The sequence below is a fragment of the Nocardia sp. NPDC002869 genome, from assembly GCF_046764065.1.
GTDB lineage: Bacteria > Actinomycetota > Actinomycetes > Mycobacteriales > Mycobacteriaceae > Nocardia > Nocardia rhamnosiphila.
The window spans coordinates 14,570-39,654 of the sequence record NZ_JBKOOL010000016.1 but is presented as its reverse complement, the minus strand read 5'-3'; the positions used below and the strand labels follow the sequence as shown (position 1 = coordinate 39,654).

Annotated in this window: 23 protein-coding genes; 15 read left to right on the top strand and 8 right to left on the bottom strand. The window is 69.2% G+C overall.

Annotated features, from left to right (window positions below):
• The first annotated feature begins 31 nt into the window (after positions 1 to 31).
• Both ACLML9_RS04990 and ACLML9_RS04985 read left to right on the top strand, forming a co-directional pair.
• The gene (locus ACLML9_RS04990; RefSeq protein ID WP_411944365.1) at positions 32 to 325 is read left to right on the top strand and encodes a hypothetical protein; all 294 of its coding nucleotides are present in this window, start codon (positions 32 to 34) and stop codon (positions 323 to 325) included.
• 139 nt (positions 326 to 464) lie between these two features.
• On the top strand, positions 465 to 2,672 hold the full coding sequence (locus ACLML9_RS04985; RefSeq protein WP_411944364.1) for a hypothetical protein: 2,208 nt from the start codon (positions 465 to 467) through the stop codon (positions 2,670 to 2,672).
• A 187-nt stretch (positions 2,673 to 2,859) separates the two neighbouring features.
• Here the strand turns inward: ACLML9_RS04985 and ychF are convergent, their stop codons facing one another.
• Positions 2,860 to 3,954, bottom strand: coding sequence for a redox-regulated ATPase YchF (gene ychF, locus ACLML9_RS04980; protein WP_411944363.1), 1,095 nt, complete (start codon positions 3,952 to 3,954; stop codon positions 2,860 to 2,862).
• 166 nt (positions 3,955 to 4,120) lie between these two features.
• Here ychF and ACLML9_RS04975 point away from each other — a divergent pair, with 166 nt between their 5' ends.
• The 4 genes from ACLML9_RS04975 (at position 4,121) to ACLML9_RS04960 (ending at position 7,140) form a co-directional block, all read left to right on the top strand.
• Positions 4,121 to 4,963: a helix-turn-helix domain-containing protein gene (locus ACLML9_RS04975; RefSeq protein ID WP_411944362.1), complete on the top strand. Its 843-nt coding sequence runs from the start codon at positions 4,121 to 4,123 to the stop codon at positions 4,961 to 4,963.
• A gap of 4 nt (positions 4,964 to 4,967) precedes the next feature.
• On the top strand, positions 4,968 to 5,396 hold the full coding sequence (locus tag ACLML9_RS04970; RefSeq protein ID WP_411944361.1) for a VOC family protein: 429 nt from the start codon (positions 4,968 to 4,970) through the stop codon (positions 5,394 to 5,396).
• A 149-nt stretch (positions 5,397 to 5,545) separates the two neighbouring features.
• Positions 5,546 to 6,631 carry a MerR family transcriptional regulator gene (locus tag ACLML9_RS04965; protein ID WP_411944360.1) on the top strand — a complete coding sequence of 362 codons (1,086 nt, stop codon included), beginning with the start codon at positions 5,546 to 5,548 and terminating at the stop codon, positions 6,629 to 6,631.
• Positions 6,628 to 7,140 carry a hypothetical protein gene (locus tag ACLML9_RS04960; RefSeq protein WP_411944359.1) on the top strand — a complete coding sequence of 171 codons (513 nt, stop codon included), beginning with the start codon at positions 6,628 to 6,630 and terminating at the stop codon, positions 7,138 to 7,140. The genes ACLML9_RS04965 and ACLML9_RS04960 overlap by 4 nt, the downstream gene beginning before the upstream one ends.
• A 114-nt stretch (positions 7,141 to 7,254) precedes the next feature.
• Here ACLML9_RS04960 and ACLML9_RS04955 read toward each other — a convergent pair whose 3' ends face one another.
• From ACLML9_RS04955 to ACLML9_RS04945, 3 genes are all read right to left on the bottom strand, one after another.
• The gene (locus ACLML9_RS04955) at positions 7,255 to 7,776 is read right to left on the bottom strand and encodes a pyridoxamine 5'-phosphate oxidase family protein (RefSeq protein WP_411944358.1); all 522 of its coding nucleotides are present in this window, start codon (positions 7,774 to 7,776) and stop codon (positions 7,255 to 7,257) included.
• Positions 7,777 to 7,868: 92 nt separating this feature from the next.
• Positions 7,869 to 8,306: a type II toxin-antitoxin system VapC family toxin gene (locus ACLML9_RS04950; RefSeq protein WP_411944357.1), complete on the bottom strand. Its 438-nt coding sequence runs from the start codon at positions 8,304 to 8,306 to the stop codon at positions 7,869 to 7,871.
• Positions 8,303 to 8,527 (bottom strand): ribbon-helix-helix protein, CopG family, encoded by a 225-nt coding sequence (locus ACLML9_RS04945; RefSeq protein ID WP_411944356.1) that lies wholly within the window; start codon positions 8,525 to 8,527, stop codon positions 8,303 to 8,305. The genes ACLML9_RS04950 and ACLML9_RS04945 overlap by 4 nt, the downstream gene beginning before the upstream one ends.
• 182 nt (positions 8,528 to 8,709) lie before the next feature.
• Between ACLML9_RS04945 and ACLML9_RS04940 the strand changes: the two genes are divergently transcribed.
• The 4 genes from ACLML9_RS04940 to ACLML9_RS04925 all read left to right on the top strand — a co-directional run bounded on the left by ACLML9_RS04940 (position 8,710) and on the right by ACLML9_RS04925 (position 13,756).
• The gene (locus ACLML9_RS04940) at positions 8,710 to 10,971 is read left to right on the top strand and encodes a carbon starvation CstA family protein (RefSeq protein ID WP_411944355.1); all 2,262 of its coding nucleotides are present in this window, start codon (positions 8,710 to 8,712) and stop codon (positions 10,969 to 10,971) included.
• A 77-nt stretch (positions 10,972 to 11,048) separates the two neighbouring features.
• Complete coding sequence (locus ACLML9_RS04935) at positions 11,049 to 11,258, top strand: YbdD/YjiX family protein (protein ID WP_411944388.1); 210 nt, start codon at positions 11,049 to 11,051, stop codon at positions 11,256 to 11,258.
• 435 nt (positions 11,259 to 11,693) lie between these two features.
• Positions 11,694 to 13,220, top strand: a complete 1,527-nt coding sequence (locus ACLML9_RS04930; RefSeq protein WP_411944354.1) for an Ada metal-binding domain-containing protein — start codon at positions 11,694 to 11,696, stop codon at positions 13,218 to 13,220.
• Positions 13,220 to 13,756 carry a methylated-DNA--[protein]-cysteine S-methyltransferase gene (locus ACLML9_RS04925; RefSeq protein ID WP_411944353.1) on the top strand — a complete coding sequence of 179 codons (537 nt, stop codon included), beginning with the start codon at positions 13,220 to 13,222 and terminating at the stop codon, positions 13,754 to 13,756. The genes ACLML9_RS04930 and ACLML9_RS04925 overlap by 1 nt, the downstream gene beginning before the upstream one ends.
• Positions 13,757 to 13,766: 10 nt before the next feature.
• Here the strand turns inward: ACLML9_RS04925 and ACLML9_RS04920 are convergent, their stop codons facing one another.
• Together ACLML9_RS04920 and ACLML9_RS04915 are read right to left on the bottom strand one after the other, a co-directional pair.
• The gene (locus ACLML9_RS04920) at positions 13,767 to 17,048 is read right to left on the bottom strand and encodes an AAA family ATPase (RefSeq protein ID WP_411944352.1); all 3,282 of its coding nucleotides are present in this window, start codon (positions 17,046 to 17,048) and stop codon (positions 13,767 to 13,769) included.
• Complete coding sequence (locus ACLML9_RS04915) at positions 17,045 to 18,241, bottom strand: exonuclease SbcCD subunit D (protein ID WP_411944351.1); 1,197 nt, start codon at positions 18,239 to 18,241, stop codon at positions 17,045 to 17,047. Before ACLML9_RS04915 ends, ACLML9_RS04920 begins: the two co-directional genes overlap by 4 nt.
• A 272-nt stretch (positions 18,242 to 18,513) precedes the next feature.
• Between ACLML9_RS04915 and ACLML9_RS04910 the strand changes: the two genes are divergently transcribed.
• A complete protein-coding gene (locus ACLML9_RS04910) occupies positions 18,514 to 19,485 on the top strand; it encodes a DUF6542 domain-containing protein (RefSeq protein WP_411944350.1) in 972 nt (323 codons plus the stop codon).
• Positions 19,486 to 19,514: 29 nt separating this feature from the next.
• Here the strand turns inward: ACLML9_RS04910 and ACLML9_RS04905 are convergent, their stop codons facing one another.
• On the bottom strand, positions 19,515 to 20,522 hold the full coding sequence (locus tag ACLML9_RS04905; protein WP_411944349.1) for a 4-hydroxy-3-methylbut-2-enyl diphosphate reductase: 1,008 nt from the start codon (positions 20,520 to 20,522) through the stop codon (positions 19,515 to 19,517).
• Positions 20,523 to 20,850: 328 nt separating this feature from the next.
• Between ACLML9_RS04905 and ACLML9_RS04900 the strand changes: the two genes are divergently transcribed.
• From ACLML9_RS04900 to ACLML9_RS04890, 3 genes are read left to right on the top strand one after another with little or no spacing between them, the layout of a single operon-like run.
• Positions 20,851 to 21,585, top strand: a complete 735-nt coding sequence (locus ACLML9_RS04900; RefSeq protein ID WP_411944348.1) for a lipid droplet-associated protein — start codon at positions 20,851 to 20,853, stop codon at positions 21,583 to 21,585.
• The gene (gene xseA, locus ACLML9_RS04895; protein WP_411944347.1) at positions 21,582 to 22,916 is read left to right on the top strand and encodes an exodeoxyribonuclease VII large subunit; all 1,335 of its coding nucleotides are present in this window, start codon (positions 21,582 to 21,584) and stop codon (positions 22,914 to 22,916) included. Before ACLML9_RS04900 ends, xseA begins: the two co-directional genes overlap by 4 nt.
• A 2-nt stretch (positions 22,917 to 22,918) precedes the next feature.
• Entirely contained in the window at positions 22,919 to 23,152 is a 234-nt protein-coding gene (locus ACLML9_RS04890) for an exodeoxyribonuclease VII small subunit (RefSeq protein WP_030522151.1), read from the top strand.
• Between the two features lie 24 nt (positions 23,153 to 23,176).
• Here the strand turns inward: ACLML9_RS04890 and ACLML9_RS04885 are convergent, their stop codons facing one another.
• On the bottom strand, positions 23,177 to 23,746 hold the full coding sequence (locus ACLML9_RS04885; protein WP_411944346.1) for a DUF4245 domain-containing protein: 570 nt from the start codon (positions 23,744 to 23,746) through the stop codon (positions 23,177 to 23,179).
• Between the two features lie 131 nt (positions 23,747 to 23,877).
• Here ACLML9_RS04885 and glpX point away from each other — a divergent pair, with 131 nt between their 5' ends.
• Positions 23,878 to 24,921: a class II fructose-bisphosphatase gene (gene glpX, locus ACLML9_RS04880; protein WP_411944345.1), complete on the top strand. Its 1,044-nt coding sequence runs from the start codon at positions 23,878 to 23,880 to the stop codon at positions 24,919 to 24,921.
• Positions 24,922 to 25,085 lie beyond the last annotated feature (164 nt).

Genomic DNA, 25,085 nt, shown 5'->3' with positions numbered 1-25,085 from the left:
ACGAAGTATGGCAGGCGGAAGGCAGGAGCGGATGGAGGCCGAACAGGAACGCGCCCTCAGGCCCATCCAAGCACGGGTTCTTGGCCACCTCCGAGACCAAGATGTCGCGGAGACAGTCGACGAGATCGCCTGTGGAGTGTTTCACGGCGACTGCCTAGAACCCCCGAACGACCACGAACGCAAATCTACGTACGAGTGCCTGAAGGATCTAGAAAACCGTGGCCTCGTCAAGAGCTACACCACCTGGATCAGAGACATCGGCACCGAGCTGGTTTGGCGCTCCGCGAGGAACGCCAAACGTACGGCACTCGACCCCGGTTGGTGAACCACTACCGAGTTTTGGTCTATGCCACCCGAATTCAGGTCATTCCCGCAACAGCCGGCCGATAGAGGGTCCATGGGCGGTTGTCTGTGGATCGACTGTGATGCAGGATCAAGATCGGCAGGAGGCAGGAGGACCCTTTATGGACAAGCAACTCGGGGTTTCCGACACTCCGTTCGAGGAGCTTCTGCAGCTGCTGGCACTTGCTCTGCAATGCCCAGTTGGCGATAGGCCTGTTGTCCTCGTTGAGGAGAGTCCAGAAGCAGACGTCCGCTCGCCGGACTGGGGGCCTGGCACAATCTACACCACTGACGAGAGTCTCCCAGAGATGCTGTCGGAACTGCTGGAGACACATACCCGGGTCGTATGGATTCCACTGTGGGAACGAGCCATTAGATCGCGTCGGCCACATTACGACCAGAACCTGCAGCAGCTCCGACCGCCATCGCATGATTCGGGTCTGGCAGTCGTCTTGCCTGCAGGGGAACTCAGTTCCCGGTCGGCGGTGCCGATGCGGCAGCACATACATTCACACTGGGACGTAGCTGCGGTAATCGAGGCCATAGGCGGCTACCCCTTTGCGGAGAACCGCTTTCGAGTGGAAGCGATCACGCTCCGGGCAAGAGCCGACACTTCGCCTCCGGTCAGGATGTTCCGCGTTCCTGCGGAAGCCGACGCGGCGAATGTCAGATCCGACTTCGCGCGCCTGTTCAAACAGGGCGGAGGCCGCAGCGAATTCGGGTACGTCTTGCGTCAGACACCAGACGTAGATGTCGGGCTCAATTTCGATGCGCACGACCCTGACATCGAGCAGCGGCGTGCAAGCCTGTCGGGGTTCGGTGGTGTGGTTCGTCTGGGCGACTTGTACGAGTTCGTGCCTACGATCCACACGCCGCAGTGGAAAAAGTGGGAATGTGCGTCTGATGCTGTCGGGGCGGTGCGGATGCTGCGGGGCCGGGACGTCAGTCGCGATGGGTTTCTAAGTAGCCCGAGTGAGGACACTCCGTGGGCCGCCGTACCCGAGCAATTCCATCTCGCGGTAGGTGACGTGCTGGTGCGGAGTTTCTACCGCCGCAACGATCCGGGCCTGGCACTAGCCACCGTCCGCTTGGAGGACCTTCCGGTCGCGGTGGCGGACCACATGCAAGTGATGAGACCGCGTGAACAGCAGGCGGCGCGAGACAGAGATTTTGCCCTGAGGTATCTCCGAACTCCTTTTGCTCTAACGCTGCTCAACGCCGCGTTGGCCAGCATCAACGGGACGATGCATGTTCGGTCGGCACCGTTGGCGGAATTGGTTGTTCCTCAGCCGGATCAAGATCTGGCCGACGCGTTGGATGGCCTCGATTCAGCAAAGGAGCGCCTTCAACAGTGGCAGGCTCAAGCCGACGACATCCTCACCTCAGTGTTCCGCAGCGACGCCCCATCGGAGGCCCGGCGAAGACTCATAGAGTCCGGCCGTACCCTGCGGTTGCGCGTCGAGGCTGCTTCGTTGTTGGACGACCTCGGCCACACTGTGCGGACGCGTTTCCCGTACCCGGTCGCCGCACGCTGGCGCATCGCAGAGGTACTGCAGAGCGCGGCACCAACCAGGGAAGCCTACGGAGCAATTCTGGACGCGACCGAGATCCTGCTGTGCTACGCCGCGCTGCTGACCTTGGCCTTGACCCGCCACGAGGGCATCGAGCTCGGCTCCGCTGGCGCGCTTCGGGCAAAGCTTCGCACCGGCCGGACAGGGCCCGGTCTGGGGGAATGGACCGCGGTCCTGACCGAGGCAGCCACGAGCAAACGGCTTCGATCCATGATGCCGTCGCATCCGCTCGGTGATCTGCGCGGATTGCTCTCCAACACCGCAGTCAACGGTGCACGGAAACGGCTCGCCGACCGACGGAACGACCAAGCGCACATGCGTCACATCGACGCATCTGATCTGCCGGAGGCGATGCGAGATGCTGCCAAAGATCTGAGAGTCCTTCTCGACGCCGCCCAATTCCTGACCGACTGGCCCCTTGTGCAGATAGCAGAGGTGCGGCGCGATTCGCTGACTCGGCGTTCTCACATCAACTACCGCGAGCTTATGGGTGACCACCCAGTGGTACCAGTAAGCTCGTCCGAACATACGGACAACGAACTGGAAGTCGGCAGTCTCTACCTACGCGGCCCCGAACGGCGGCTATATCTTCTCCGTCCCTACCTGATAGGCAGGGATTGTCCGGTGTGCCGAACCTGGTCGACGTTCCATGTCGACAGGGCGCCTCAGGGTGCGGTGGTTCTGAAGAGCCTTGAGCATGGTCATACGACGTCAGATCCAACGCTTGGCGACGTTCTCCAGATCGTCGGGCTGCTCTAGTCGCCGCCGTGGTGGCACGAGAGTGCCTGCTCTAGGCGGATCGGATCCACCGTGCGCCAACCCGCGATGCAGCAAACCACGCTGACCGAACCAGTGGGCGCGCTGCTCCGACGGAACAAACTATGCCCCGCCCGGCTCCCAGATGGAGCCCATTAGCCTTTCTACCAGCAGCGATGCATGGATCTCGTTACTTCTTCGCAGACGCTAATCCGCTGCGGAACTCGACCACGTCACCGTCGGTCATGACGTAGTCCTTGCCCTCCATCCGGACCTTGCCCGCCGCCTTCGCCGCGGCCATCGATCCCGCCTCGACCAGGTCGTCGAAGGCGACCACTTCGGCCTTGATGAACCCGCGTTCGAAGTCGGTGTGGATGACCCCTGCCGCCTTCGGCGCGGTGTCACCCTGGTGGATCGTCCACGCCCGGGACTCTTTCGGGCCGGCCGTGAGGTAGGTCTGCAATCCGAGGGTGTGGAAACCGGCCCGGGCCAGGGCGTGCAGGCCGGGTTCGGCCTGGCCGATGGATTCCAGCAGTTCCGTGGCGGATTCCTCGTCGAGTTCGAGGAGTTCGGATTCGACCTTGGCGTCCAGGAATACCGAATCCGCCGGGGCCACGGAGGCTTTCAGTTCGGCGACCTTGGCTTCGTCGCTGAGTACCGACTCGTCCGCGTTGAAGACGTACAGGAAGGGTTTGGTGGTAAGCAGGGACAGCTCTTTGAGCAGGTCGCCGTCGATCTCCTTCGCGGCGTGGAACAAGGTCCGGCCGCTGTTGAGGATTTCCTGGGCCTGCTTGGCGGCGTCGGCGTAGGGCTTGCGGTCCTTTTTGACCTTGGCTTCCTTCTCGAGGCGGACGACGGCCTTTTCGAGGGTTTGCAGGTCGGCGAGGATCAGTTCGGTTTCGATGACCTCGATATCGGAGGCCGGGTTCACCTGGCCGTCCACGTGCACCACATCGTCGTCGGCGAAGACGCGGACGACCTGGCAGATGGCGTCGGCTTCGCGGATATTGGCGAGGAATTTGTTGCCGAGGCCGGCGCCCTCGGAGGCGCCCTTCACGATGCCGGCGATATCGACGAAGGAGACCGTCGCGGGGACCGTGCGGGCGGAGTCGAAGATCTCGGCGAGCTTGTCCAGGCGGGGGTCGGGCAGCGGAACCACGCCGACATTGGGCTCGATGGTCGCGAACGGGTAGTTCGCGGCGAGCACGTCGTTGCGGGTCAGCGCGTTGAACAGCGTCGATTTTCCGACGTTGGGCAGGCCGACGATTCCGAGGGTGAGACTCACGAGGACAGCAGTCTACGCGGGTGAGTGCCGAGGGTGACGGTCGGCCGGGGCGTGCGCGACGGGCGCCCGTGCGGAGGGCGGCGGAGAAGGCGGCGAACTCCATACGGTCGCCGGGCCGCTCGGTGATGGGCCCTGGTATGTCGGCCGGTCGGCGTAGCGTGACCCTATGGAGCCGACCTCCGAGGTAGTGACGGCCTACCCGGCGCCCGCACTGGCCGCCTTCATCGACCGATACATCGGATACCGCATGACCGGATACGAGGCGGGTCTGCATCGCGGGCTGCCCTCGCGGCATATGACGTTCATCGTCGCCATCGGCCCCGCCATCGATGTGATCGGCCAGACCGACGCCCGCCAGTCGCCGGACGACTACCGCTGCGTGCTCAGCGGACTCCAGGACCGTCCGGCGATGATCGCGCACGACGGCGCCCAGGAGGGGGTGGCCATCAAGCTCACCCCGCTGGGCAGCCGGGCGCTGTTCGGGCTGCCGGCGGCGGAGTTGTGGAGCACCTCGATCGAGTTCGCCGACCTCATCGGCGCGCCGGGACGGCAACTGTGGGAGGAACTGCAGGAGCGGCCGGGCTGGCCGCAGCGGTTCGCGGCGTGCGACCGGGTGCTCACCCGGCTGCTGGTACCCGAGCGGTCGGTGGGACCGGAACTGAGCTGGGCGTGGCGGGCGGTGACGGGGTCGCACGGAACGATAGGCGTCGAACCGCTCGCCGAACGGATCGGGTGGAGCCGCCAGTACCTCACCAAACGTTTCACGAGCGAGTTCGGATTGAGCCCGAAGGTGGCCGGGCGGGTCGCGCGGTTCGAGCGGGCCAAACACATGCTGCTGCACACGCCGTCGTTCGTCTCGATCGCCCAGGTCGCGGCCGCCTGCGGCTACTACGACCAGCCACATCTCAACCGGGAGTTCGCCCGGCTGGCCGGATGCAGTCCCACCCAGTGGCTGGCCGAGGAGATTCCATCCGTCCAAGACTCGGAGATGGCCGACGGCCCAGGCTGAAACCATGACCGCAACCGAGAACACCACCACGACCACCACCTCCGCACCGGCCGTCTGGCCGTGCCTCGCCTTCACCGATGCCCGTGGCACCGCGGACTTCCTGGTCCGGGCGTTCGGCTTCGAACTGACGGCGATGTACGCCCGCGAAGGCGACCCGTCGGTCATCGAACACGCCGAAATGCGCTGGCCGGAGGGCGGCGGAATCATGTTCGGCACCGTCGACAAAGGCGGTGGGCTGCCGGAGCGGCGCACACCGGGCACCGAATCGATCTATGTGGTCTGCGCCGACCCGGACGCGCTGTACGAGCGAGCCACCGCGGCCGGCGCGGAAACCGTCGCCGGGCTGAAGGACGAGGACTACGGGTCGCGCGGGTTCACAGTCGCCGATCCGGAGGGCAACTACTGGAGCTTCGGCACCTATCGAGGGCAGTGAACCGCGTCGCTGCGCCGGTTCGGAGCCGGCACATGGTTCGCTGTTCCCGGTGGCCGCGGCGGTGTCGAGCCCTGCCGCGGCGCCTTTCCGAAACGGGCCGTGCCGTCGTGGCTTGACCTTCGGGTTGCTCGAAGCCCGATGATGGGCGCGTGCCCGAATCCGACCTGATCACCATCGGCGCGTTCGCCCGCTCGTGCGGTATCACGGCCAGCGCGCTGCGCTTCTACGACGACTCCGGCCTGCTGTCACCGGCCGGGGTCGACGCGGCCACCGGATACCGCTACTACGCTCCCGCCCAGGTCGAACGCGCGGTGACGATCCGCCGACTCCGCGCCATCGATATGCCGCTCGACGAGATCGCCCGCGTGCTCGCGACCGACCCGCACACCGCGGCCCGGCTCATCGACGACCATGTGGCGGGGATGCTCCAGCGGTCCCGGCAGGCACGACGGACCGCCGAGGTGGTCAAGGCCGCTCTCGGCGAACCCTCCGGCTGGTGGGTGGCGACAGTCCGGGGGCCGGTGCTGGCGGCGGCGGTCGAGCAGATACTCGCCGCCACCGGCACCGACCCCGACCTGCCGGTTCTGGCCGGGGTGCGGCTGGAGGCGACACCCGAATCGCTCACCCTCACCGCCACCGACCGCTACCGACTGTCCACCCGCACGATGGTTCCCGAACAGCCCGGATCGGCCGAGTGGGCCGCCACGGTCGACGGCGCCGACCTGAGCGCGGCGCTGCCGGAGATCCGCAGCGCCCACGCGATCGATATCGAAGCCGGCGAACACAGCGTCCGGTTCCGATCCGCCGACGGCGCCGTGCGCACCTGCCGGACGCTGGCCGAACCGTTCCCCGACCACCGCGGGCTGCTGGCCGCGCTGCCGGCGGCACCCACCCACGCGGTGGTCGCCAAACACGACCTGATGCGCGCGCTGGAACAGCAGCGCGACCGCTACCTGCGGGTGCGGACCGCGCCGGGCACGCTCAGCGTCTCGGGCACCGGAGGTGGGCCGCCGGCCGAACTGGCCGCGCGGGTCACCGGCCCCGACAGTGAACTCGTCTTCGGGTTCACCATCCTGCACCCGGCCGTCGCCACCGCCATCGGACCCGATGTCCGGCTGGATATCGGCGGCCGCACCGATCCGATGGTCGTCCGGTCCGCGGACAACGGCGACCTCACCACCCTGGCCATGCCGGCCGACCCCGCAGTTGTCGACGAGAACGGATCCCCCCGATGACCTCCACCGAACGGCGCTCCCCCGACACCACCATGGACGCGATCACCGCGGCCGTCACGCTCGGCCGATCCGGGGGCACCGCCGCCGCCCGCGAACGTCTCCTCGAGATCTGGCGCGGGATCGGCGACGCCGGTGACCCCTTGCACCGCTGCACCCTCGCGCACTACCTCGCCGATCTCCACGACGATCCCGCCCAGGCGCTGGCCTGGGATGTCCGCGCCCTCGACGCGGCCGACGCTCTCACCGACGACCGGGTGCAGCGGCACCACGCGAGCCTGCGCGTCGCGGGGTTCTATCCGTCGCTGCACCTGAACCTGGCCGACAACTATCGGCGGCTGGGATCGTGGGACGCCGCTGCCGAACAACTCGCCGCCGCGCGGGAACGGCTGGACGCCCTCTCCGACGACGCCTACGGCGCGATGATCCGCACCGCGCTCGACGAGGTGGCCGACGCGGTCACCCGGCGGTCCACCGAGCGGCGGCCGAGCGCACCCGGCCCGCGTTCGTGACACCGTTCCCCGTGGTTACCGCGCGGCTGCCGAGCGCACTGGGCCTGTATTCGTGACACCGCTCCCCGTGGCTGCCGCGCCGCCCCGGCCGGCACCGATCGGCCGGGGCGGCGATCACTGCGCGGTGAGCGCGGCGAAATCGGGCGCGTAGACGGTCGTCCAGTGCGGGCGCAGGCGGAAGAACACCACATCGTTGTCCCAGTCGAACGCGTCGTCGCCGTAGAAATCCTGGAAGTAGGCGAGCAGTTCCGGCCACTCGGCGTCCGGTTCACCACCGGCCGGGTTCAAGGTCTCGGCGGTGCCGTGCGTGAACACACCCAATCCCTCACCGCGCATATGCGCGACACTCGCGGCCGGGCGGACGGCGAGGTGGCGGGCCTTGGCGGCGGTGCGCGCGGTACCGAAATACCACCGGCCGTGCAGGAAATGCCCGTCGACCCCGCTCACCCGCGGCTCGCCCTTGGCGGTCACGGTGGACAGGGTGAGCAGGCACATACCGGTGAGAACCGAGGTGAGCTGCGCGGCGGTCAGGGTGCGGTCGGCGGCGATGATCGAGCGGAGATGCCCCGTGGCACCCGCAAGGGAGGTGTCGAGCAGGGTCTGCAGGGCGGCCAGTTCTTCGGGGGTTTCGCGCATTGCCCCACCGTATGCACGCCGGACCGGAATCCGGTTGACCGAAATTGCTCTATGTACCCCGGCCGTGCGGTTGCCGTTCGACCCGCGAGGGGCTATTCGAGATCATCGGGCAGCAACCTGAACGCCGCGTATCCGGTCAGCGGTCGCAGCACCCGGAAATCGCGGTGGTCCATAGTGAGCACCGCATCGGTAGCGAACGCCTCCGCGAGACACACGCACATCGCATCGACCAGATCGAGGTTCATCGCCCCGTAGTGCCCGCGGACCTCGACAGCTGTACGGATCACCCTGGCATCGACCTCCGGCACGACAATGCGGCCCGCGGCGACGCGATCGGCCATCAGCCGCAGAATTCCGTCCGCCACGCGGCGGTCGGCCCGGACACTCGCCACATGGTGTACCTCCGTCAGCGCGAGCGGACTCACGACGACGGCACTGGCGGAATCGGCGGCGCGGCGGGCCGCGAAGTGTTCGGGGTCGGAGCGATTGAAGAGAGCCAGAAGTCCGGATGTATCCGCGATAACTATCACGCCGAGCGGTTCATGGCATCGCGGATCTCGTCCTTACCGATCGACCCGCCGAGGTCGAAGGTCTCTTCGTCGGTCAGCAGGGGCGTATCCCAGCGGCGGTGCCGCAACAGGTAGGCACGTACGGCATCGCGGGTTATCTCGTGCTTCGAACGTCCCTCGGCGTCGGCCTGCGCGTTGAGCGCCTGCTCTTCGTCCTCGGGTAAGCGCATCGTCCAGGCCATGCGGCAAATGATACCAAGGCAGATACCAACCAGGACCCCAATAGCTATACGCGGAGGAAACAGCGGAACATTCCACTCGGCGCACCACAGTGACCGTTCACCGCAACCGTCGAAGCGCCGAACGGCCATCGGTTACGTTCGTGTGGCCGGCATGTTCCAGCTCGCTGTACAGGAGTTGCCCGATGAGGACTATCCAATATCTCGAGACCGACCCCGACCTACCACCCGTGGGTGTGGTCGACCGGTCCCCGATCACGCCCGCGAAGAAGGCGATCTTCGCGGCCATCGCGCTGCTCGGCGCCGTGGCCTGGACGGTCCTCGCGATCGCGCGGGGCGAATCCGTGAATGCGGTGTGGATCGTGATCGCGGCGGTGTGTACCTACATCGTCGCCTACCGCTTCTACGCGCGGCTGATCGAATACAAGGTCGTCAAACCCCGCGACGACCTGGCGACTCCGGCCGAGATCCTGGACAACGGCAAGGACTTCATGCCGATGGACCGGCGGGTGCTGTTCGGGCATCATTTCGCCGCCATCGCGGGGGCGGGACCGCTGGTCGGGCCGGTGCTTGCGGCGCAGATGGGGTACCTGCCGGGCACCATCTGGATCATCGTCGGCGTCGTATTCGCCGGCGCGGTGCAGGACTACCTGGTGCTGTGGGTGTCGATGAAACGGCGCGGGCGCAGTCTCGGGCAGATGGCACGCGACGAACTCGGCGTGGTGGGCGGTGTGGCCGCCATCATCGGCGTCCTGGTGATCATGATGATCCTGCTGGCGGTGCTGGCGCTGGTGGTGGTGAACGCGCTGGCGCACAGCCCGTGGGGTGTCTTCTCCATCGCGATGACCATCCCGATCGCCCTCTTCATGGGCGTGTACCTGCGGTATCTGCGACCGGGCCGGGTCGGTGAGATCTCGGCGATCGGTTTCGTCCTGCTGATCCTGGCGATCATCGCGGGCGGCTGGGTCTCGCACAACGACACCTGGGCCGGGTGGTTCACCTTCCATCCCGTCACCATCTCGTGGATGCTGATCGGCTACGGCTTCGTCGCCTCGGTCCTGCCGGTGTGGCTGCTGCTGGCCCCCCGCGACTATCTGTCGACCTTCATGAAGATCGGCACCATCGGCCTGCTGGCGGTCGGCATCCTGGTGACCCTGCCGGTGCTGAAGGCGCCCGCGGTCTCGGAATTCGCCACCTCGGGCACCGGCCCGGCCTTCGCGGGCAGCCTGTTCCCGTTCCTCTTCATCACCATCGCCTGCGGTGCGCTGTCCGGATTCCACGCGCTGGTGTCGTCGGGCACGACACCGAAACTGCTGGAGAAGGAATCGCATGCCAAGGTGATCGGCTACGGCGGCATGCTGATGGAGTCGTTCGTGGCGGTGATGGCGATCATCACGGCGTCGATCATCGATCAGCACCTGTACTTCGCCATGAACGCCCCGGCTGGCGCGACCGGGGGCACCGCGGAAACCGCCGCGGCCTACACGAACGGCCTGGGCTTGTCCGGTCCGCCGACGACCGGCGCCGAACTGAGCCAGGCGGCCACCGATGTGGGTGAGGAGTCGGTGATCTCCCGCACCGGCGGCGCCCCGACGCTGGCCATCGGGATCTCCGAGGTGTTCTCCGGGTTCCTGGGCGGCGCCGGGATGAAGTCGTTCTGGTACCACTTCGCGATCATGTTCGAGGCGCTGTTCATCCTGACCACCATCGACGCGGGCACCCGCGTGGCGCGGTTCATGCTGTCCGATTCGCTGGGCAACCTGCGGGGTCCGGCGCGTAAGTTCGCCGATCCGTCATGGCGAGTGGGCGCATGGCTGTGCTCGGCGGTCGTGGTGGCGGCCTGGGGATCGATCCTGCTGATGGGTGTGACGGATCCGCTGGGCGGGATCAACGCGCTGTTCCCGCTGTTCGGTATCGCCAACCAGTTGCTGGCCGCGATCGCGCTGGTGGTGGTGCTGACGATCCTGGTGAAGAAGGGCCTGACGAAATGGGCCTGGATCCCCGGTATCGCTTTGGCCTGGGATCTCATCGTCACCATGACCGCGTCCTGGCAGAAGATCTTCTCGGCCGACCCGAAGGTGGGCTACTGGAAACAGAACAGCATCTGCCGGGCCGCCCGCGATGCCGGTGAGCTGTGCCTGACGGCGAAAACACCGGACGACGTGGACGCGGTCATTCGCAATACATTCATCCAGGGTGTGCTGTCCATCGTTTTCGCGGTGCTGGTGCTGATCGTGGTGCTGGCCGCGGTATGGGTCTGCTACCGCACCGTGAAATCGGGCGATACCTCGACCACCGAATCGCCGGAGGAACCGTCGAAGATTTTCGCGCCCAGCGGTTTTCTGGTCACCTCGGCGGAGAAGGAGGTCCAGCGGCAGTGGGACGAGCAAATCACGAAGGGTGCGGCCGCGGTGCCGGGGGCCGCACCCGCGGAGGTGCGGAGTTGACCGGGCAGCTCGCGGCAGGGCCGGGCGGGCACGCCGGCACCGTGGGTGCCGAGCGGCCCGGACTGCGCGAGCTGCCGGTGGCGCCGGCCCGCGGGGTACGGGCGCTCGCCCGCGGGGTACGGGCGGTCTTCCGGTATCTGGACTCCGTCGTCGGTGGGCAGGACTACCAGCGCTACCTCGCGCATATGCGCAGGGTGCATCCCGATCGCCCGGTGGCGAGCGAGCGGGACTACTGGCGGGAGCGGTACGCCGACGCGGAACGCAACCCGGGCGCACGCTGCTGCTGAGCAAAGGACCGCGAGAAGTTACGGCGGGGCCGGACACACCGGCCCCGCCGTCGCGTTCGCACGGCGCCCCGCACCACGTTGGTCTCCGCGGCCCACCCTGCACCGCCGTAGTTTTCGCTGTCGTCGCGTAACCGCCATAGTTTCCGCGGCCATCCTCCCGGATCGCCTTCCGAGGCCGCCCATCGTCGCGAATCTTCATCGTGTTCCCGCAGCGCTCTGCGCTGCCCGTCGCAGTGGCGGCGCGGTGACCCCCGTGGATGGACCGGCGTTACTCCTGTCGGTCCATGGGCGCGCTTCTGGAGCCACCTTCATCAGCCGGAGACCGCCCCCGAGAACGGACCCGCACCGCACTCCGTCGACCACCCCGGGCGACACCCGGCACCGATGTCTGTTTTCCGCTAGCTCGAGGTCCCTCGAGCTGACATCGTGTGTGGGGTGAGCATCACGGCCCTGGATTTCGAACGCTGCTATCGCGCGGTGTCGGCCCGCGACTCCCGTTTCGACGGGCAGTTCTACACCGCCGTGCGCACCACCGGAATCTATTGCCGGCCGTCCTGCCCGGCGATCACTCCGAAGCGCACCAATGTGACCTTCCTGCCGACCGCTGCCGCGGCCCAGCAGGCGGGCTATCGCGCCTGCCGCCGCTGCCTGCCCGACGCCGCGCCTGGATCGCCCCTGTGGAACACCCGCGCGGACCTGGCCGCCCGGGCCATGCGGCTCATCGGGGACGGTGTGGTGGAACGCGGCGGGGTCCCCGCGCTGGCCTCGGCGCTCGGCTATTCGCAACGTCAGCTCACCCGGGTGCTCACCACCGAACTCGGTGCGGGTGCGCTGGCGCTGGCGCGCGCCCACCGGGCCCATACCGCGCGACTGCTGATCCAGACCACCGCCATGCCCATGTCGGATATCGCCTTCGCCGCCGGTTTCGCCAGTATCCGGCAGTTCAACGACACCGTGCGCGAGGTCTTCGCGGTCAGTCCGAGCACCATGCGCATCGAAGCGCAGCGCACCCGCAACCGTACCGGCCCGGCCGCCAACGGCACCCTGTCGCTGCGCCTGCCCTACCGGGCGCCGCTGGACCGCGACTGGCTGAACTGGTTCCTGTCCGCCCATGTGGCACCGGGTCTGGAACTCTGGCAGACCACATCGGGCGGGGAGAACCACTACCTGCGCACCATCCGCACACCACACGGTTACGCCGGGGTCCGGCTCGCGGTACTGCCCGGCCACGTTCAGGCGGAACTGACGCTGCGCGATATGCGCGACCTCGCGCCCGCGGTGGCCCGGGTCCGGCATCTGCTCGACCTCGACGCCGACCCGGTGGCCATCGACGAGGCACTCGCCCGGGCCCACGAGAGCACCGGCGCACCGCACGCTCATTTCGCTCCCGGGATCCGGGTACCGGGATGTGTGGACGGACCGGAACTGCTACTGCGCACCATGATCGGTCAGCAGATCTCGGTGGCGGCGGCCAATACACATACGGCCCGGCTGGTCGCCGCCCTCGGCGACCCGGTGGACGGGCCGGTCGGCCGGTTGTTCCCGGCGCCGGAGGTGATCGCCGAACGCGGCGCCGAAGTACTGACCGGCCCCGCCCAGCGGATCCGTTCCATCACCGCCGCCGCGGCGGCGATCGCTTCCGGCGACCTGGTCCTGCACCAGGGCCGTACGGCCGCCGACCTGCGACGCGATCTGCTCGCGCTCGACGGTGTCGGCCCGTGGACCGCCGACTACGTCACCATGCGGCTACTCGCCGACCCCGACATCATGCTGCACACCGATCTCGTCATCCGCCGCGGCGCCGCCCGCCGCGATATCGACCTGACCGATACGACCCGCTGGTCGCCCTGGCGTTCCTATCTCTGTATGCACCTGTGGCGCACCGAACTGCGCACCCGGGCCGGATCCCGGGATCCCGCCGCGCCCAGTACCGAAACCGACGCGAAAGTGAGTATCGACTGATGTCCACCGCCACCCTGCCCACCTCCGCCACCACCGCCACCGGCACCGCCGACGTCGCCACCATCGACACCCCGCTCGGCCCGTTCACCACGATCGTGGCCGCCGACGGCGCGGTCCTGGCATCCGGGTGGACCGCCGCGCCCGAAGACCTCCGCGCCCTGGTCCACCCCGGCCTGCGCCCGGCGGAACTGCGCGCCCGCCGTGAACTGGGTGCGGTGACCGACGCCGTCGCGGCCTACCACCGCAGCGACACGGCCGCGATCGATTCCGTCCCGGTGCGTCAGCGCTCCGGCGAATTCCTGCAGCACGCGTGGGAAGTACTGCGCACAGTGCCCGCGGGGCAGCCGATCACCTACACCGCGTTCGCCGCCCGCTCCGGCCGGCCGGCGGCCACCCGCGCCGCGGCGAGCGCCTGCGCCCGCAATGCGGCCGCGCTGTTCGTGCCCTGCCATCGGATCGTGCGCACCGACGGCACACTCGGCGGGTTCCGCTGGGGGCTGGACATCAAGCGACGGCTGCTCGATCTCGAGGGATGAATGCGCGCGGTCAGGCGATGGTGGCGTGCAACCGGGAACCGTTGCGGCCGCGCACCACGTGCAGGCGGCTGGGTATGCGCTGACGCATCTCGTCGACGTGACTGACCAGCCCCACCACCCGGCCTCCGGCGCGGAGTTCGTCGAGGACGCCCATCACCGCGTCGAGGGTGTCGGCGTCCAGGCTGCCGAAGCCTTCGTCGATGAACAGGGTGTCCAGGATGATCCCGCCCGCTTCGGCCGCGACGGTATCGGCCAGACCCAGCGCGAGCGCCAGTGAAGCCATGAAGGTTTCCCCACCGGAGAGTGTGCGAGCGGGCCGGACGGCGCCGGTGTAGTCGTCACGGATATCCAGGCCTAGACCGCCGCGCCGGCCGTGCGCCCCGGCCCGGTCGGTGTGCACGAATTCGTACCGGCCGCCCGACATCCGGCGCAGCCGGGCCGACCCGGCCACCGCGACCTCCTCGAGCCGGGCCGCGAGCACATAGGAGCGCAGCGACATCCGCCGGTTGTTCGCGCCCCGGCCGGCGACCACCTCCGCCAGTTCGGCCAGTTCCTGGTGGGACCGCTGCGCCGGGGCGATCAGATCCACTGCCGCCCACAGTTGCCCGCACAGGGTTTCCAGCCGGGTGACCCGGTGCACGGCCGCGGAATGGGTCGCGACGGCCGCGTCCAGCGCGGTCCGGGCGGCCCGCACCGCGGCCTCGAGCGCCTCCGGATCACCGGGCGCGGTGGCGGCGGCGGCCCGGATCTCCGGTTCGTCCAATACGGCCCGAGCGGCCGCGCGAATCTCGTCCGCCGCGGCCAGAGCAGCGCTCAGCGCGTCCTGCCGCTGCGAGGTCCGGGTCGCGGCACCGACCAGCGGTGAATAGATCCGCAACGTCGCCAGCATCTCCCCCGAGCCGGCTCCGGGGTCCCGGCCCGGGTCGCCCGGACCATCGGCCACGCAATCCGGCGCGGTGCCGACGGCGCTCGTGGGCGGGACCAGTCCCGCCGATCCGGCCAGCCGTTCGACCCGCAGCACACAGGTGCCCACCCGTTCCCACGCCGCGCGGACCGCGGCGTAGGTGTCACGCCGGTTGCCCGCGACGGCGATCAGCGCGTGCAGACGCTCCCGGCGACGACCGATGGTCCGGTCCCGTCCGGCGGCGGCGCGCAGCTTCTCGTCGATCTCGGCGAGCCGGGTCCGCGCGGCCTCGATCCGGGCCGCGACGGCTCCGGCCCGGGTCTCGGTATCGCGCAGGGCATCGTGCAACCCGCTCTCATCGCTGCGCAGGCGGGTCAGTTCGGCGGCACACGCCTCGGCCGATTCGGCCAGTTCCTCCGCGTCCCCGCACTTCTCGGTGGCCGCCCGCAGGGCGGCCGCGAGTTGCACGCGGTCGGTATCGCCGCCGCGGGCCAGCAGTGCCTCGATCTCCCGCTCCACCTCGGCGAGCGCCGACTGCGCGCGTTCGCGCGCCACCTCGGCGGTCCGTTCGGCGGCCGCAGCCGCCGCCTCGTCCTCTTTCGATACCGCCCCGGCCGCCTGCCGCGCCGGCCGGGGATGCTCGGCCGAACCGCACACCGCGCACGCCTGCCCGTCGACCAGGCACCCGGCCAGCTCCGCCGCCATTCCGGCCAGCCGGCGCTCCCGCAGGTCCAGCATGTGCTCACGCGCCGCCAGGTGCCGGGCGCGCGCGGTATCGAGATCCACCCGGGCCCGGTCGAGCGTGGTGCGCGCCCGGGCCAGTTCCACGGCCGCCGTCGCGGACTCCTGCAAGCGCCGGAGTTCGGTTCGCAGACCCGGCAGCGTCGCTTTCGCCTCGTCGGCTTCGCGCGCCCGCGCCTGCGCGGCGACGATGATCTCGGGTAGCCGGGCCCGGCGTTCGGTGAGTGCAGCCGAACGCTCGCCGAGTTCGGCCGCCGCGGCGCGCAGTTCGGCCAGTTCCCCGCGCAATGTGTCGGCCGTGACGGCGTCGGCGTGGATCTCGCCGAGTTTGCCCAGCAACGCACTCCATCCGCGGATCGCGGTATCGAGGCCGAGGTCCTCGTCGTAGCCGGCTCGGTCGTCCAACCGATCCGACTCGTCCGCACCGGCCTCGGCAGGGCTCTCCCGAGACCCGCCGGGAGCCACGTCGAACAGCGCGAACTCGTCTTCCGCCGGGGAACTCTCCGGCGCGACGTCCTCCGGGGGCAACTCGTCGGCCCCGTCCCCGGCTCGCCCGGCGAACGAGGCCGTCACCAGGCGGATACCCGGGATATCCGCACTGTCGGGTTCCGCGGCCAGCCGGGCCAGGTGTTCGGCGGCGGCCACGGACTCGTCTTCACGGCTGCGCGCCGCACGGACCGCCGCCTCGGCCTCGGCCAGCGCCGCGGCCACCGGTTCGGCGCGGCGCGCACGATCCAGTTCGCCACGATCCGCGGCCCGTGCCCGGGCGTCGGCGGCGTACTGCTCGAGCTGCTGCCGGGCCAGTGCCAGCCGGCGCCGCTGCTCGGCCGCCCGCCGCTCCCGTTCGGCCTGTTCGTCGGCGAGCGCCGACTCCGCGCGCCGCTCATCGAGTTCGTGCTGTGCTTTCTCCACCTCGCCGCGCGCCCCCGCCAGCAGATCCTGCGACCACTCGACCGCGTCCAGAATGTCGATCCGCTCGGTGCGGTCGATCCCGGCCGTCACCGCGACCCGGGTGATCAGGTCCTCCACATTGCGCTGCTGGACGCCGATCTGCTCCCCCGACGATTTGCGCTGGGCGGTGAGCCACTGTTCGGCCGACCCGAAACGCCCGGTATCGAACAGTTTCTCGAGCAGTCGTTCGCGATCCTCGTTCTCGGCGCGCAGGAACTTCGCGAAATCCCCCTGCGGCAGCAGCACCACCTGGAAGAACTGATCGGCGCTCATCCCCAGCAGCCGCACGATCTCGTCGCCGATCTCGTTGATCCGCGACAGGTTGGTGCCCTGTCCGTCCAGCCAGGCCAGCGTGGCCTTGGCGTTCTCCACCCGGGTCCCGCTACCGCGCAGCTTCGGCCGCTCGAATTCCGGCTGCCGGGTGAGCCGGAGTCGCCGGCCGCCCAGCGTGGCCTCGAGCACCACCTCCGGGCGGATATGCGCGGGCGCGTGATCGGAGTGCAGCCGTTTGTCCCCCCGGGCCCCCGGCACCCGCCCGTACAGGGCATAGGCGATGGCGTCGAGCACCGTGGTCTTCCCGGCACCGGTCTGCCCGTGCAGGAGGAAGAGCCCGTCCGCGCCCAGTTCGTCGAAATCGATGGACGCCGTCTCGGCGAAAGGACCGAAGGCCGTCATCTCCAGCCGGTGCAGTCTCATGCGGTGAGTTCCGTATCGGCCGCCGGGGACGCACCGATATCGTCGCGGACCACCTCCGTCTCCCGGACGGCCGCCGCCATGGCGCGGGTCAGCCAGTCCATCTCGGAGGTGGTCGGCTCGCCGCGCACATCGGTGAGGAAGGTGCGGGCGATATCGGTGTCGTCGCGGCCGCGCACCCGCTCCCGGTACCGCAGGGCCGGGTCGCCCTGGGGTCGTTCCCATTCCACGTGCACCGCGTACGGGAAACGCTCGCGCAATCGGCGCATGGCATCCACCGGCCGGGCATAGTCGGTGAGCGAGACCGAGACGTAGTGCTGTTCGGCCGTTTCCCATGTGGGGTCGGCCAGCAGCTCCTCCAGTGTCCCGGTGAGGTGACTCAGCCCGCGGACCTGCGGTAATTCGAGCCCTCGCACCCGAGCCGGACCGGTATCACCGAGGTCCACCAGCCACGCCTGTTTGCGGTGGGTGCTCTCCCCGAACGAATACGGCAGCGGCGAACCCGAATAGCGCACCGTCCCGGCGAGGGTCTGCGGCGAATGCAGATGACCGAGCGCGACATAGTCGAACCCCGGCTCGGTGAACATCCCCAGCGGCACCGTCTCGACTCCGCCCACCGAGATCGACCGCTCCGAGCCCGTCGCCGCGCCACCCACCACGAAGGCGTGTGCCAGCAGCACCGTCCGGGTGTCCGGCCGCTGTGCGATATCCCCCCGGATCCGTTCCAGCACCGCCGCGAGCACCTCGGCATGCGACCGCGCCTGCGGTACGCCGAGCTCGCCCCGGCATATCTCCGGCTCCAGATAGGGGATGCCGTAGAAGGCGACCGCACCATGCTCGTCGGAGAGCAGCACCGGCCGGGCCGAATCGGCCACCGTGGTGCGCAGATACAGCCCGCCGGCCGCCGCGAAACTCGCGCCCGCCCCGAGCCGTGTCGGCGAATCGTGGTTACCGGAGGTGGCCACGATGCGCGCGCCGGCCGCGCGGATGGCCTCGAACCCCCTGTTGCAGACCGCGATCGCGTCCGCGCTGGGGATGGAGCGATCGTAGACATCGCCGGGAAGCACGACGGTGGCCACCTCTTCGGCGGCGACGAGCTGGGCGATCGCTTCGAGTACCCGCGACTGGTCGGCCAGCAGGTCCACGCCGTGAAAGGTGCGACCGATATGCCAGTCCGACGTATGCAGGATTCGCATGACGGCGAATTTAGGGCACCGCACCGACAGCTTCAATGCCGGTACCGATACCCGGGACGCCACACCGGCAACACGCCGAGACCCGTACCGCCCCTGACCCGGCGGACCCGCGACCTCCGCGGACAATGTCTCCATTGCGCCATCGTGTTGCGCGCCACCCATATCCCTTGACGGTATGAATACCGCCGCCGACCACCGTTTCCGCACAATCGCGGAGCCGGACCCGCCGTGCCGTAACACAGTCGACCCTTCCGGACGATAGTGTTCAGTACGTGGCTGCTTCCCAACGAGTGAATTCCCGGGTGCCCGCGCCGCAACGTTCGTTATTGCCGACGGTGCCGGGTGTCCCGGCCTATGCCGCGGTTCTCATCGCTGCGGTCTGCACCTTCCTGGGTTTCCTCATCGATGCCCTCGGCGACGTCACGGACCTCACCGGCACCTTCAGCGCGTTCTACATCCTCGGATGTCTGGCGGCGGTGGCGGCGGTGCGGTTCCGCGGCCTGTTCACCACGATGGTGTTACCGCCGCTATTACTGTTCGTGGCCGTGCCGATCGCATACCGCCAGCTCACCGGGACCAGCACCGCCTCCCTGAAGGACATCCTGCTGAACCTGGCGATCCCGCTGGTGCACCGTTTCCCGCCGATGATGCTGGCCACCGTCCTGGTGCTGATCATCGCCGGGATCCGGATCGCGCAGTTCCGCTCGGAAAACGCGGCCCACGAGACCGCCGCCGCCCGGCGCGGCACGAGCTGGGGCCGAAACGAACGGCGCGCGACCCGCGGCGAGACCAAGGAACGGGCGGAGAACCGGCCCCGCCGCGAGACCGCGAAGCGGCCGAGCCGCGGACAGGCGAAGCGTCCCGTGGGCGAGGGCAAGACGGCCCGCAGGAGCAAGCCCTCGCGCGCGGAAACCCTGGCGGCACGGTCCAAGGCCAACGGCAGGACCAAGGCGAAAGCGCGGCCGCAACGGCCCGAGAACCCCGAACCCGATTACACCCACGAATCGTTCGACGAACCCCCACGCCGCGGCGGCCGGGGCCGTCCGCCCGCCGAGCCGGCCGCGCGGGGCGCCGCCGCACCCCGCACCCGCGAGATGCGCCAGCACCGGCCCGCCCGCCCGGCGGCTCCGATACCCGACGAGCCGGTGCGCGCGAACGCCCGCCGCGGCGAACCGGCCCGAACGCCGCAGACCGCCCGGGTCCGCGAACCGATCCCGGAACGGCGGCGACCCGAACGCCGCTGAGCGCGGGCCGTCGCCGGAGGTGAGCGCGGTCAGCGCCGAGCGGCCCGCAGTTCCCGCGGCAGCGCGAATACGAGGGTCTCGTTCGCCGTGGTCACCGGCTGGACCTCGCCGAACCCGTGTTCGGCGAGCATGTCCAGCACCCCGCGCACCAGGATCTCGGGGACCGACGCGCCGGAGGTGATCCCGACCGTGGTCACCCCTTCGAGCCACGCCGGGTCCACCTCGCGCGCGTAGTCCACCAGATACGACGCGCGGGCCCCGGCGCCGAGAGCCACCTCCACCAGGCGCACCGAGTTCGACGAGTTGCGCGAGCCCACGACGATCACCAGATCACATTCCGGTGCCATCGCCTTCACCGCGACCTGGCGGTTCTGAGTGGCGTAGCAGATATCGTCGCTGGGCGGATCCTGCAGCGCCGGGAACTTCTCCCGCAGCCGCGACACCGTCTCCATGGTCTCGTCCACGCTCAGCGTGGTCTGCGACAGCCAGATCACCTTGGACTCGTCGCGCACGGTCACCTTCTCGACCGCGTCCGGACCGTCGACCAGTTGTACGTGCTCGGGGGCCTCACCGGCGGTTCCCTCGACCTCCTCGTGGCCCTCGTGGCCGATCAGCAGGATGTCGTAGTCGTCCCGGGCGAAGCGTTTGGCCTCCTGATGAACCTTGGTCACCAGCGGACAGGTCGCGTCGATGGTGCGCAGGTTGCGCTCGGCGGCGGTCGCGTGCACTGCGGGCGAGACACCGTGCGCGGAGAACACCACCAGCTCCCCCTCGGGGACTTCGTCGGTGGTGTCGACGAAGATCACGCCGCGCTCGCGCAGCGTTTCCACCACGTGGCGGTTGTGCACGATCTCCTTGCGGACATAAATCGGCGCGCCGTGCTTTTCCAGCGCCTTTTCCACGGTTTCGACGGCCCGGTCCACACCCGCGCAGTACCCGCGCGGTTCGGCGAGCAGCACTCGTTTTCCTGCGGGGGCGGCGGTCGCGGCGCCGGCCGAGCGAGCGATTCCGACATTCAACGGTATTGCCGAGGACATGCCCCACAGAGTACGTGCGTACCTCCGTGACCGCTGCGGCCGTGCACCCCGGCGCCCGGGCGGCGCCCCGACCACCTGTCCGGCCCGTTCACACCGCTCACCGGCGGCCCTGGACGGCCACCCGGCACCGGTCACCGGCGGCACCACATCCGGGAGAGGTGTGCAGGTTCACCCGCCGATCCCGACCGGCGCGTCGACGAATTTCCACGCTGCGCCCGTGGAGGCGCCGCCGCCCGCCGAACGCCCGGAAACCTGCCGTTCCCGCCGCGGCTTGCCGGGTTCGCGCATCCTCTTTTGCGGACCCCGCTATATCGGGCAGGCTATTACCATGTTTCGACCACCGTTCCTGGCCCGCGTCGCCGCCGGGGCCGCCGTCTATGTCCTCGAGGAGACGCGACGGCTGCCCTCGGCAGCGGCGAAACTACCGCTCACCGCGGTAAGCCAATTACTGCAGACGGGGATGCACGTCCAGCAGTTCGTCACCAGTCTCGCGATCAAGGGCGATTCGGTTTTCGACCGGATCATCAACCGTCCCGAGGAACAGCCCGAATGGGCCACCTTCGACGAGGACGACGACCCGCCGGTGCGCGAGGCGAGCGCCACCCCGCGCCGGCGCAACAGCGGTTTCGACCGCTTCGACGCCGATCCGGCCGAGGTGGAGCTGGCCCTGCAGGAGACGCTGGACGGCCTGCGCGCGATCCAGAACGGCAACCCCCTGCCCGCGGCACACACCTTCGACGCCGGGGCCACCTTCGACGCCGCCGGTGACGCGGCCGACGATATCGCGGCGGCCGGCGCGGCCGCGGTAGACGGGCCGGAATCCGCCGCCACGGCCGATCCCGAGCCCGTCGCCGAACCCGAGCCGGCGGCCGAAGCCGTCCTCCCCGAGGTCGGCGCCCGCTACGACTACCCGAACATGACCCTCGCCCAGCTGCGCGGACGGCTGCGCACGCTCACGGTCGCCGATCTGGTCGCCCTGCTCGACTACGAACAGCGCACCCTCGATCGCGCCGCGTACGTGACCATGCTGACCAACCGGATCGCCACCGTGCGAGCCCAGTGACCGAGGCCGATCCCGCGCCCGCGGCCGGCCGGAGCGGTGGCCGGCCCGGGCAGGCACCCGCCCCCGCCAATTCCGCCGAGCAGCCGTGGCCGGTGCGCTCGGTGTCGATGAAGGTCGCCCAGTGGATCGACCGGCTCGGCAGTATCTGGGTGGAAGGCCAGCTCACCCAGATCAACCTGCGGCCCGGCACCCGCACCGCCTTCCTGGTGCTGCGCGATCCGGCCGCCGATATGTCGCTGTCGGTGACCTGCGACCCGGCCCTGCTGCGCGCCTCCCCCGTCCCGCTGCAGGAGGGCAGCCGGGTGGTGGTCTACGGCAAACTCTCCTTCTTCCCCGGCCGCGGCACCCTGTCGCTGCGGATCTCCGAGATCCGTCCGGTCGGGGTCGGCGAACTGCTGGCGCGGATCGAACGGTTGAAGGCGTTGCTGGATGCCGAGGGCCTGTTCGATCCGCGGCTCAAACGCCCGGTCCCCTTCCTGCCCGGCACCATCGGGTTGATCACCGGCCGGGGCAGCGCCGCCGAACACGATGTGCTGAGCGTGGCGCGGGATCGCTGGCCCGCGGTGCGGTTCGAGGTCCGCAATACCGCCGTGCAGGGCCCGTCCGCGGTCCCGCAGATCCTCGACGCGCTGGCGGCGCTGGATGGCGACCCGGCGGTCGAGGTGATCGTGCTCGCCCGCGGCGGCGGCAGCGTGGAGGATCTGCTGCCCTTCTCCGACGAGACACTGTGCCGGGCCATCGTCGCGGCGACCACCCCCATCGTCAGCGCTATCGGCCACGAACCCGATTCCCCGGTCTCCGACCTGGTCGCGGATCTGCGCGCGGCCACCCCGACCGATGCGGCCAAACGTATCGTGCCCGACGCCGCCGCCGAGACCGCGCTCGTCCGGGAACTGCGCGACCGGTCGGCGGCGGCACTGCGCGGCTGGGTCGCACGGGAGTCGGCGGCGCTGCGGCAACTACGGTCACGCCCGGTGCTGGCCGATCCGCTGCGCGATCTCGGCCACCGGCACGACGAGATCGAACGCCTGCGCACCGCGACCCGCCGCTGCGCCGAGAGCCTGGTCCGCGCCGAATCGGTGACAACCGATCATCTGCGGCGCCAGCTGACCGCGGTCGGCCCGGCCGCCACTCTGGCCCGCGGCTACGCTGTCGTGCAGCGGGTCACCGGACCCGAACGCCATGTGGTGCGCGCGATCGACGATTCGCCCGCGGGTAGCCAGCTGCGTATCCGGGTCGGTGACGGCGCGATCTCCGCCGCCGCCCTCGGCACCGAGCGGCTCGGCGAACGCGGCGCCCCCACCCGCTCCGACGACTCCGAGAGGACCTGACCGTGTCCGACACCGGCACCGACGACCTGGCCGATATCGCCGGCCTCGGCTACGAACGCGCCCGCGACGAGCTGGCCGGCGTGGTGAAGATGCTGGAGCAGGGCGGTATGGACCTCGACGACGCCTTGGCGCTCTGGGAACGCGGCGAGGCGCTCGCCAACCGATGCGAAGAACATCTGGCCGGGGCGCGGCAGCGGATCGAGAAAGCGCTGGCCGAATCCGACGACGCGGAATGACCCGCGCCCACCCCCGCTGACCGGTTACGCCGCCGGGAGCGGCCGGGCGGCCACCACCGCGGCGGCCAGGGTCTCGAAGACCTCGCCATTACCGGCGCCCCGGATCAGCACCCGGCTGTCCTCGAAATCGGCGATCCACGCGGGTTCGGCGCCGGGCTCTTGGTAGACCACCCATTTCTGCCCGGCGATATCCCGGGTACCGGTGGCATATCGGCTGCCCGCAATATGTCCGGCCAGCACCTCTTCGGTGGCGTCGCTCTGGTCGAGTTCCATATAGGTGCCCGCGCCGGTGACATAACCGATGGTGCTGACCGTGCCGCCGCCGCGTTCGGTGATGGTGTCGCGGCTCCCGGAGTTCGGCTGCCAGTTCTGCGGGAGGGCCGGTTCACGGATCGGGAACGACAGATTCTGCGCATCCGAGCGCAGGGCCGCGGCGGCATCGAAACTGGGTATCGTGCCCTGCGTGGGGCCGGTAGTGGAAAGACTGCACTGACTGGTCAATCCGGCGAACACCACGGCGATCAGCACCAACGGGATCAACGACCAGAACAGATCCCGGTAGTCGTTCATGATGCGTGGCTTCTTGTTCGGCACGCTCCCAGTATCCATCGTGGTAGCGGCGGGACCCCGCGCCGCCCCCGGTACTGCCGTACCAGGTGATCACCGGCACGCAATCCGGCGATGCGACAATTACGGCAAGTTACACAACCTAGGAGGCACCCGCTATGACGGCATCTTCGCCCGCTTCGAGCCGCCGCGAGGCGCCCGACCGTAACCTCGCACTCGAACTCGTCCGCGTCACCGAAGCCGGCGCCATGGCGGCGGGACGCTGGGTGGGCAAGGGCGACAAAGAAGCCGGCGACGGGGCGGCCGTGGATGCCATGCGGCAGCTGGTCAGCTCGGTATCCATGAGCGGCATCGTGGTGATCGGCGAGGGCGAGAAGGATGAGGCGCCCATGCTGTACAACGGCGAGAACGTGGGCGACGGCACCGGTCCGGAGGTCGATTTCGCGGTCGACCCGATCGACGGCACCACCCTGATGTCGAAGGGGTCCCCCGGCGCCATCTCGGTGCTGGCGGTCGCCGAACGCGGCGCCATGTTCGACCCGTCGGCGGTGTTCTACATGCAGAAGATCGCCGTCGGCCCCGACGCGGCCGACGTGATCGATATCTCGGCGCCCATCGGGGAGAACATCCGCAAGGTCGCCAAGGCCAAGCATGCCTCGGTCTCCGATATCACCGTGTGCATCCTGGACCGCCCCCGCCACAGCGACCTGATCCAGGAGGTCCGCAACGCCGGCGCCCGGATCCGCTTGATCTCCGACGGTGACGTGGCCGGCGCCATCGCCGCCGCGCGGCCCGATTCCGGGACCGACATCCTGGTCGGTATCGGCGGCACCCCCGAGGGCATCATCGCGGCCGCCGCGATGCGCTGTATGGGCGGCGCCTTGCAGGGCAGGCTCGCACCCAAGGACGACGACGAGCGGCAGAAGGCGCTCGACGCCGGACACGATCTGGATCGGGTCCTGGTCACCGAAGATCTGGTGGCCGGGGACAATGTCTTCTTCTGCGCCACCGGCGTCACCGACGGTGATCTGCTGCGTGGGGTGCGCTACTACGGCGGCGGCGCGTCCACCCAGTCCATCGTGATGCGGTCGAAATCGGGCACGGTCCGCATGATCGACGCCTACCACCGGCTCACGAAACTGCGCGAGTACTCGTCGGTCGATTTCCACGGCGACGAGCACGCCGCCCCGCCGCTGCCCTGATCGGCGCGCGTGCGGTCCGGGCACTCCTCCGGACCGCACGGGGCCCCGTCCGGCGCGCCGGGCACACACCCGCCCTGGCCAGCAACTTTCCGGCATCCGGACTGCACTCCGGGTTTTTGCGGGTAATATCCGCGTGGCCACCGAACTGGCAACGTCACGGATAT

What these genes read in the sequence shown, in the direction of transcription:
- ACLML9_RS04990 (WP_411944365.1), top strand. Translation starts at nt 32, where the DNA reads ATGGAGGCCGAACAGGAACGCGCCCTCAGGCCCATCCAAGCACGGGTT.
- ACLML9_RS04985 (WP_411944364.1), top strand. Translation starts at nt 465, where the DNA reads ATGGACAAGCAACTCGGGGTTTCCGACACTCCGTTCGAGGAGCTTCTG.
- ACLML9_RS04975 (WP_411944362.1), top strand. Translation starts at nt 4,121, where the DNA reads ATGGAGCCGACCTCCGAGGTAGTGACGGCCTACCCGGCGCCCGCACTG.
- ACLML9_RS04970 (WP_411944361.1), top strand. Translation starts at nt 4,968, where the DNA reads ATGACCGCAACCGAGAACACCACCACGACCACCACCTCCGCACCGGCC.
- ACLML9_RS04960 (WP_411944359.1), top strand. Translation starts at nt 6,628, where the DNA reads ATGACCTCCACCGAACGGCGCTCCCCCGACACCACCATGGACGCGATC.
- ACLML9_RS04955 (WP_411944358.1), bottom strand. Translation starts at nt 7,776, where the DNA reads ATGCGCGAAACCCCCGAAGAACTGGCCGCCCTGCAGACCCTGCTCGAC.
- ACLML9_RS04945 (WP_411944356.1), bottom strand. Translation starts at nt 8,527, where the DNA reads ATGGCCTGGACGATGCGCTTACCCGAGGACGAAGAGCAGGCGCTCAAC.
- ACLML9_RS04940 (WP_411944355.1), top strand. Translation starts at nt 8,710, where the DNA reads ATGAGGACTATCCAATATCTCGAGACCGACCCCGACCTACCACCCGTG.
- ACLML9_RS04925 (WP_411944353.1), top strand. Translation starts at nt 13,220, where the DNA reads ATGTCCACCGCCACCCTGCCCACCTCCGCCACCACCGCCACCGGCACC.
- ACLML9_RS04920 (WP_411944352.1), bottom strand. Translation starts at nt 17,048, where the DNA reads ATGAGACTGCACCGGCTGGAGATGACGGCCTTCGGTCCTTTCGCCGAG.
- ACLML9_RS04915 (WP_411944351.1), bottom strand. Translation starts at nt 18,241, where the DNA reads ATGCGAATCCTGCATACGTCGGACTGGCATATCGGTCGCACCTTTCAC.
- ACLML9_RS04905 (WP_411944349.1), bottom strand. Translation starts at nt 20,522, where the DNA reads ATGTCCTCGGCAATACCGTTGAATGTCGGAATCGCTCGCTCGGCCGGC.
- ACLML9_RS04900 (WP_411944348.1), top strand. Translation starts at nt 20,851, where the DNA reads ATGTTTCGACCACCGTTCCTGGCCCGCGTCGCCGCCGGGGCCGCCGTC.
- glpX (WP_411944345.1), top strand. Translation starts at nt 23,878, where the DNA reads ATGACGGCATCTTCGCCCGCTTCGAGCCGCCGCGAGGCGCCCGACCGT.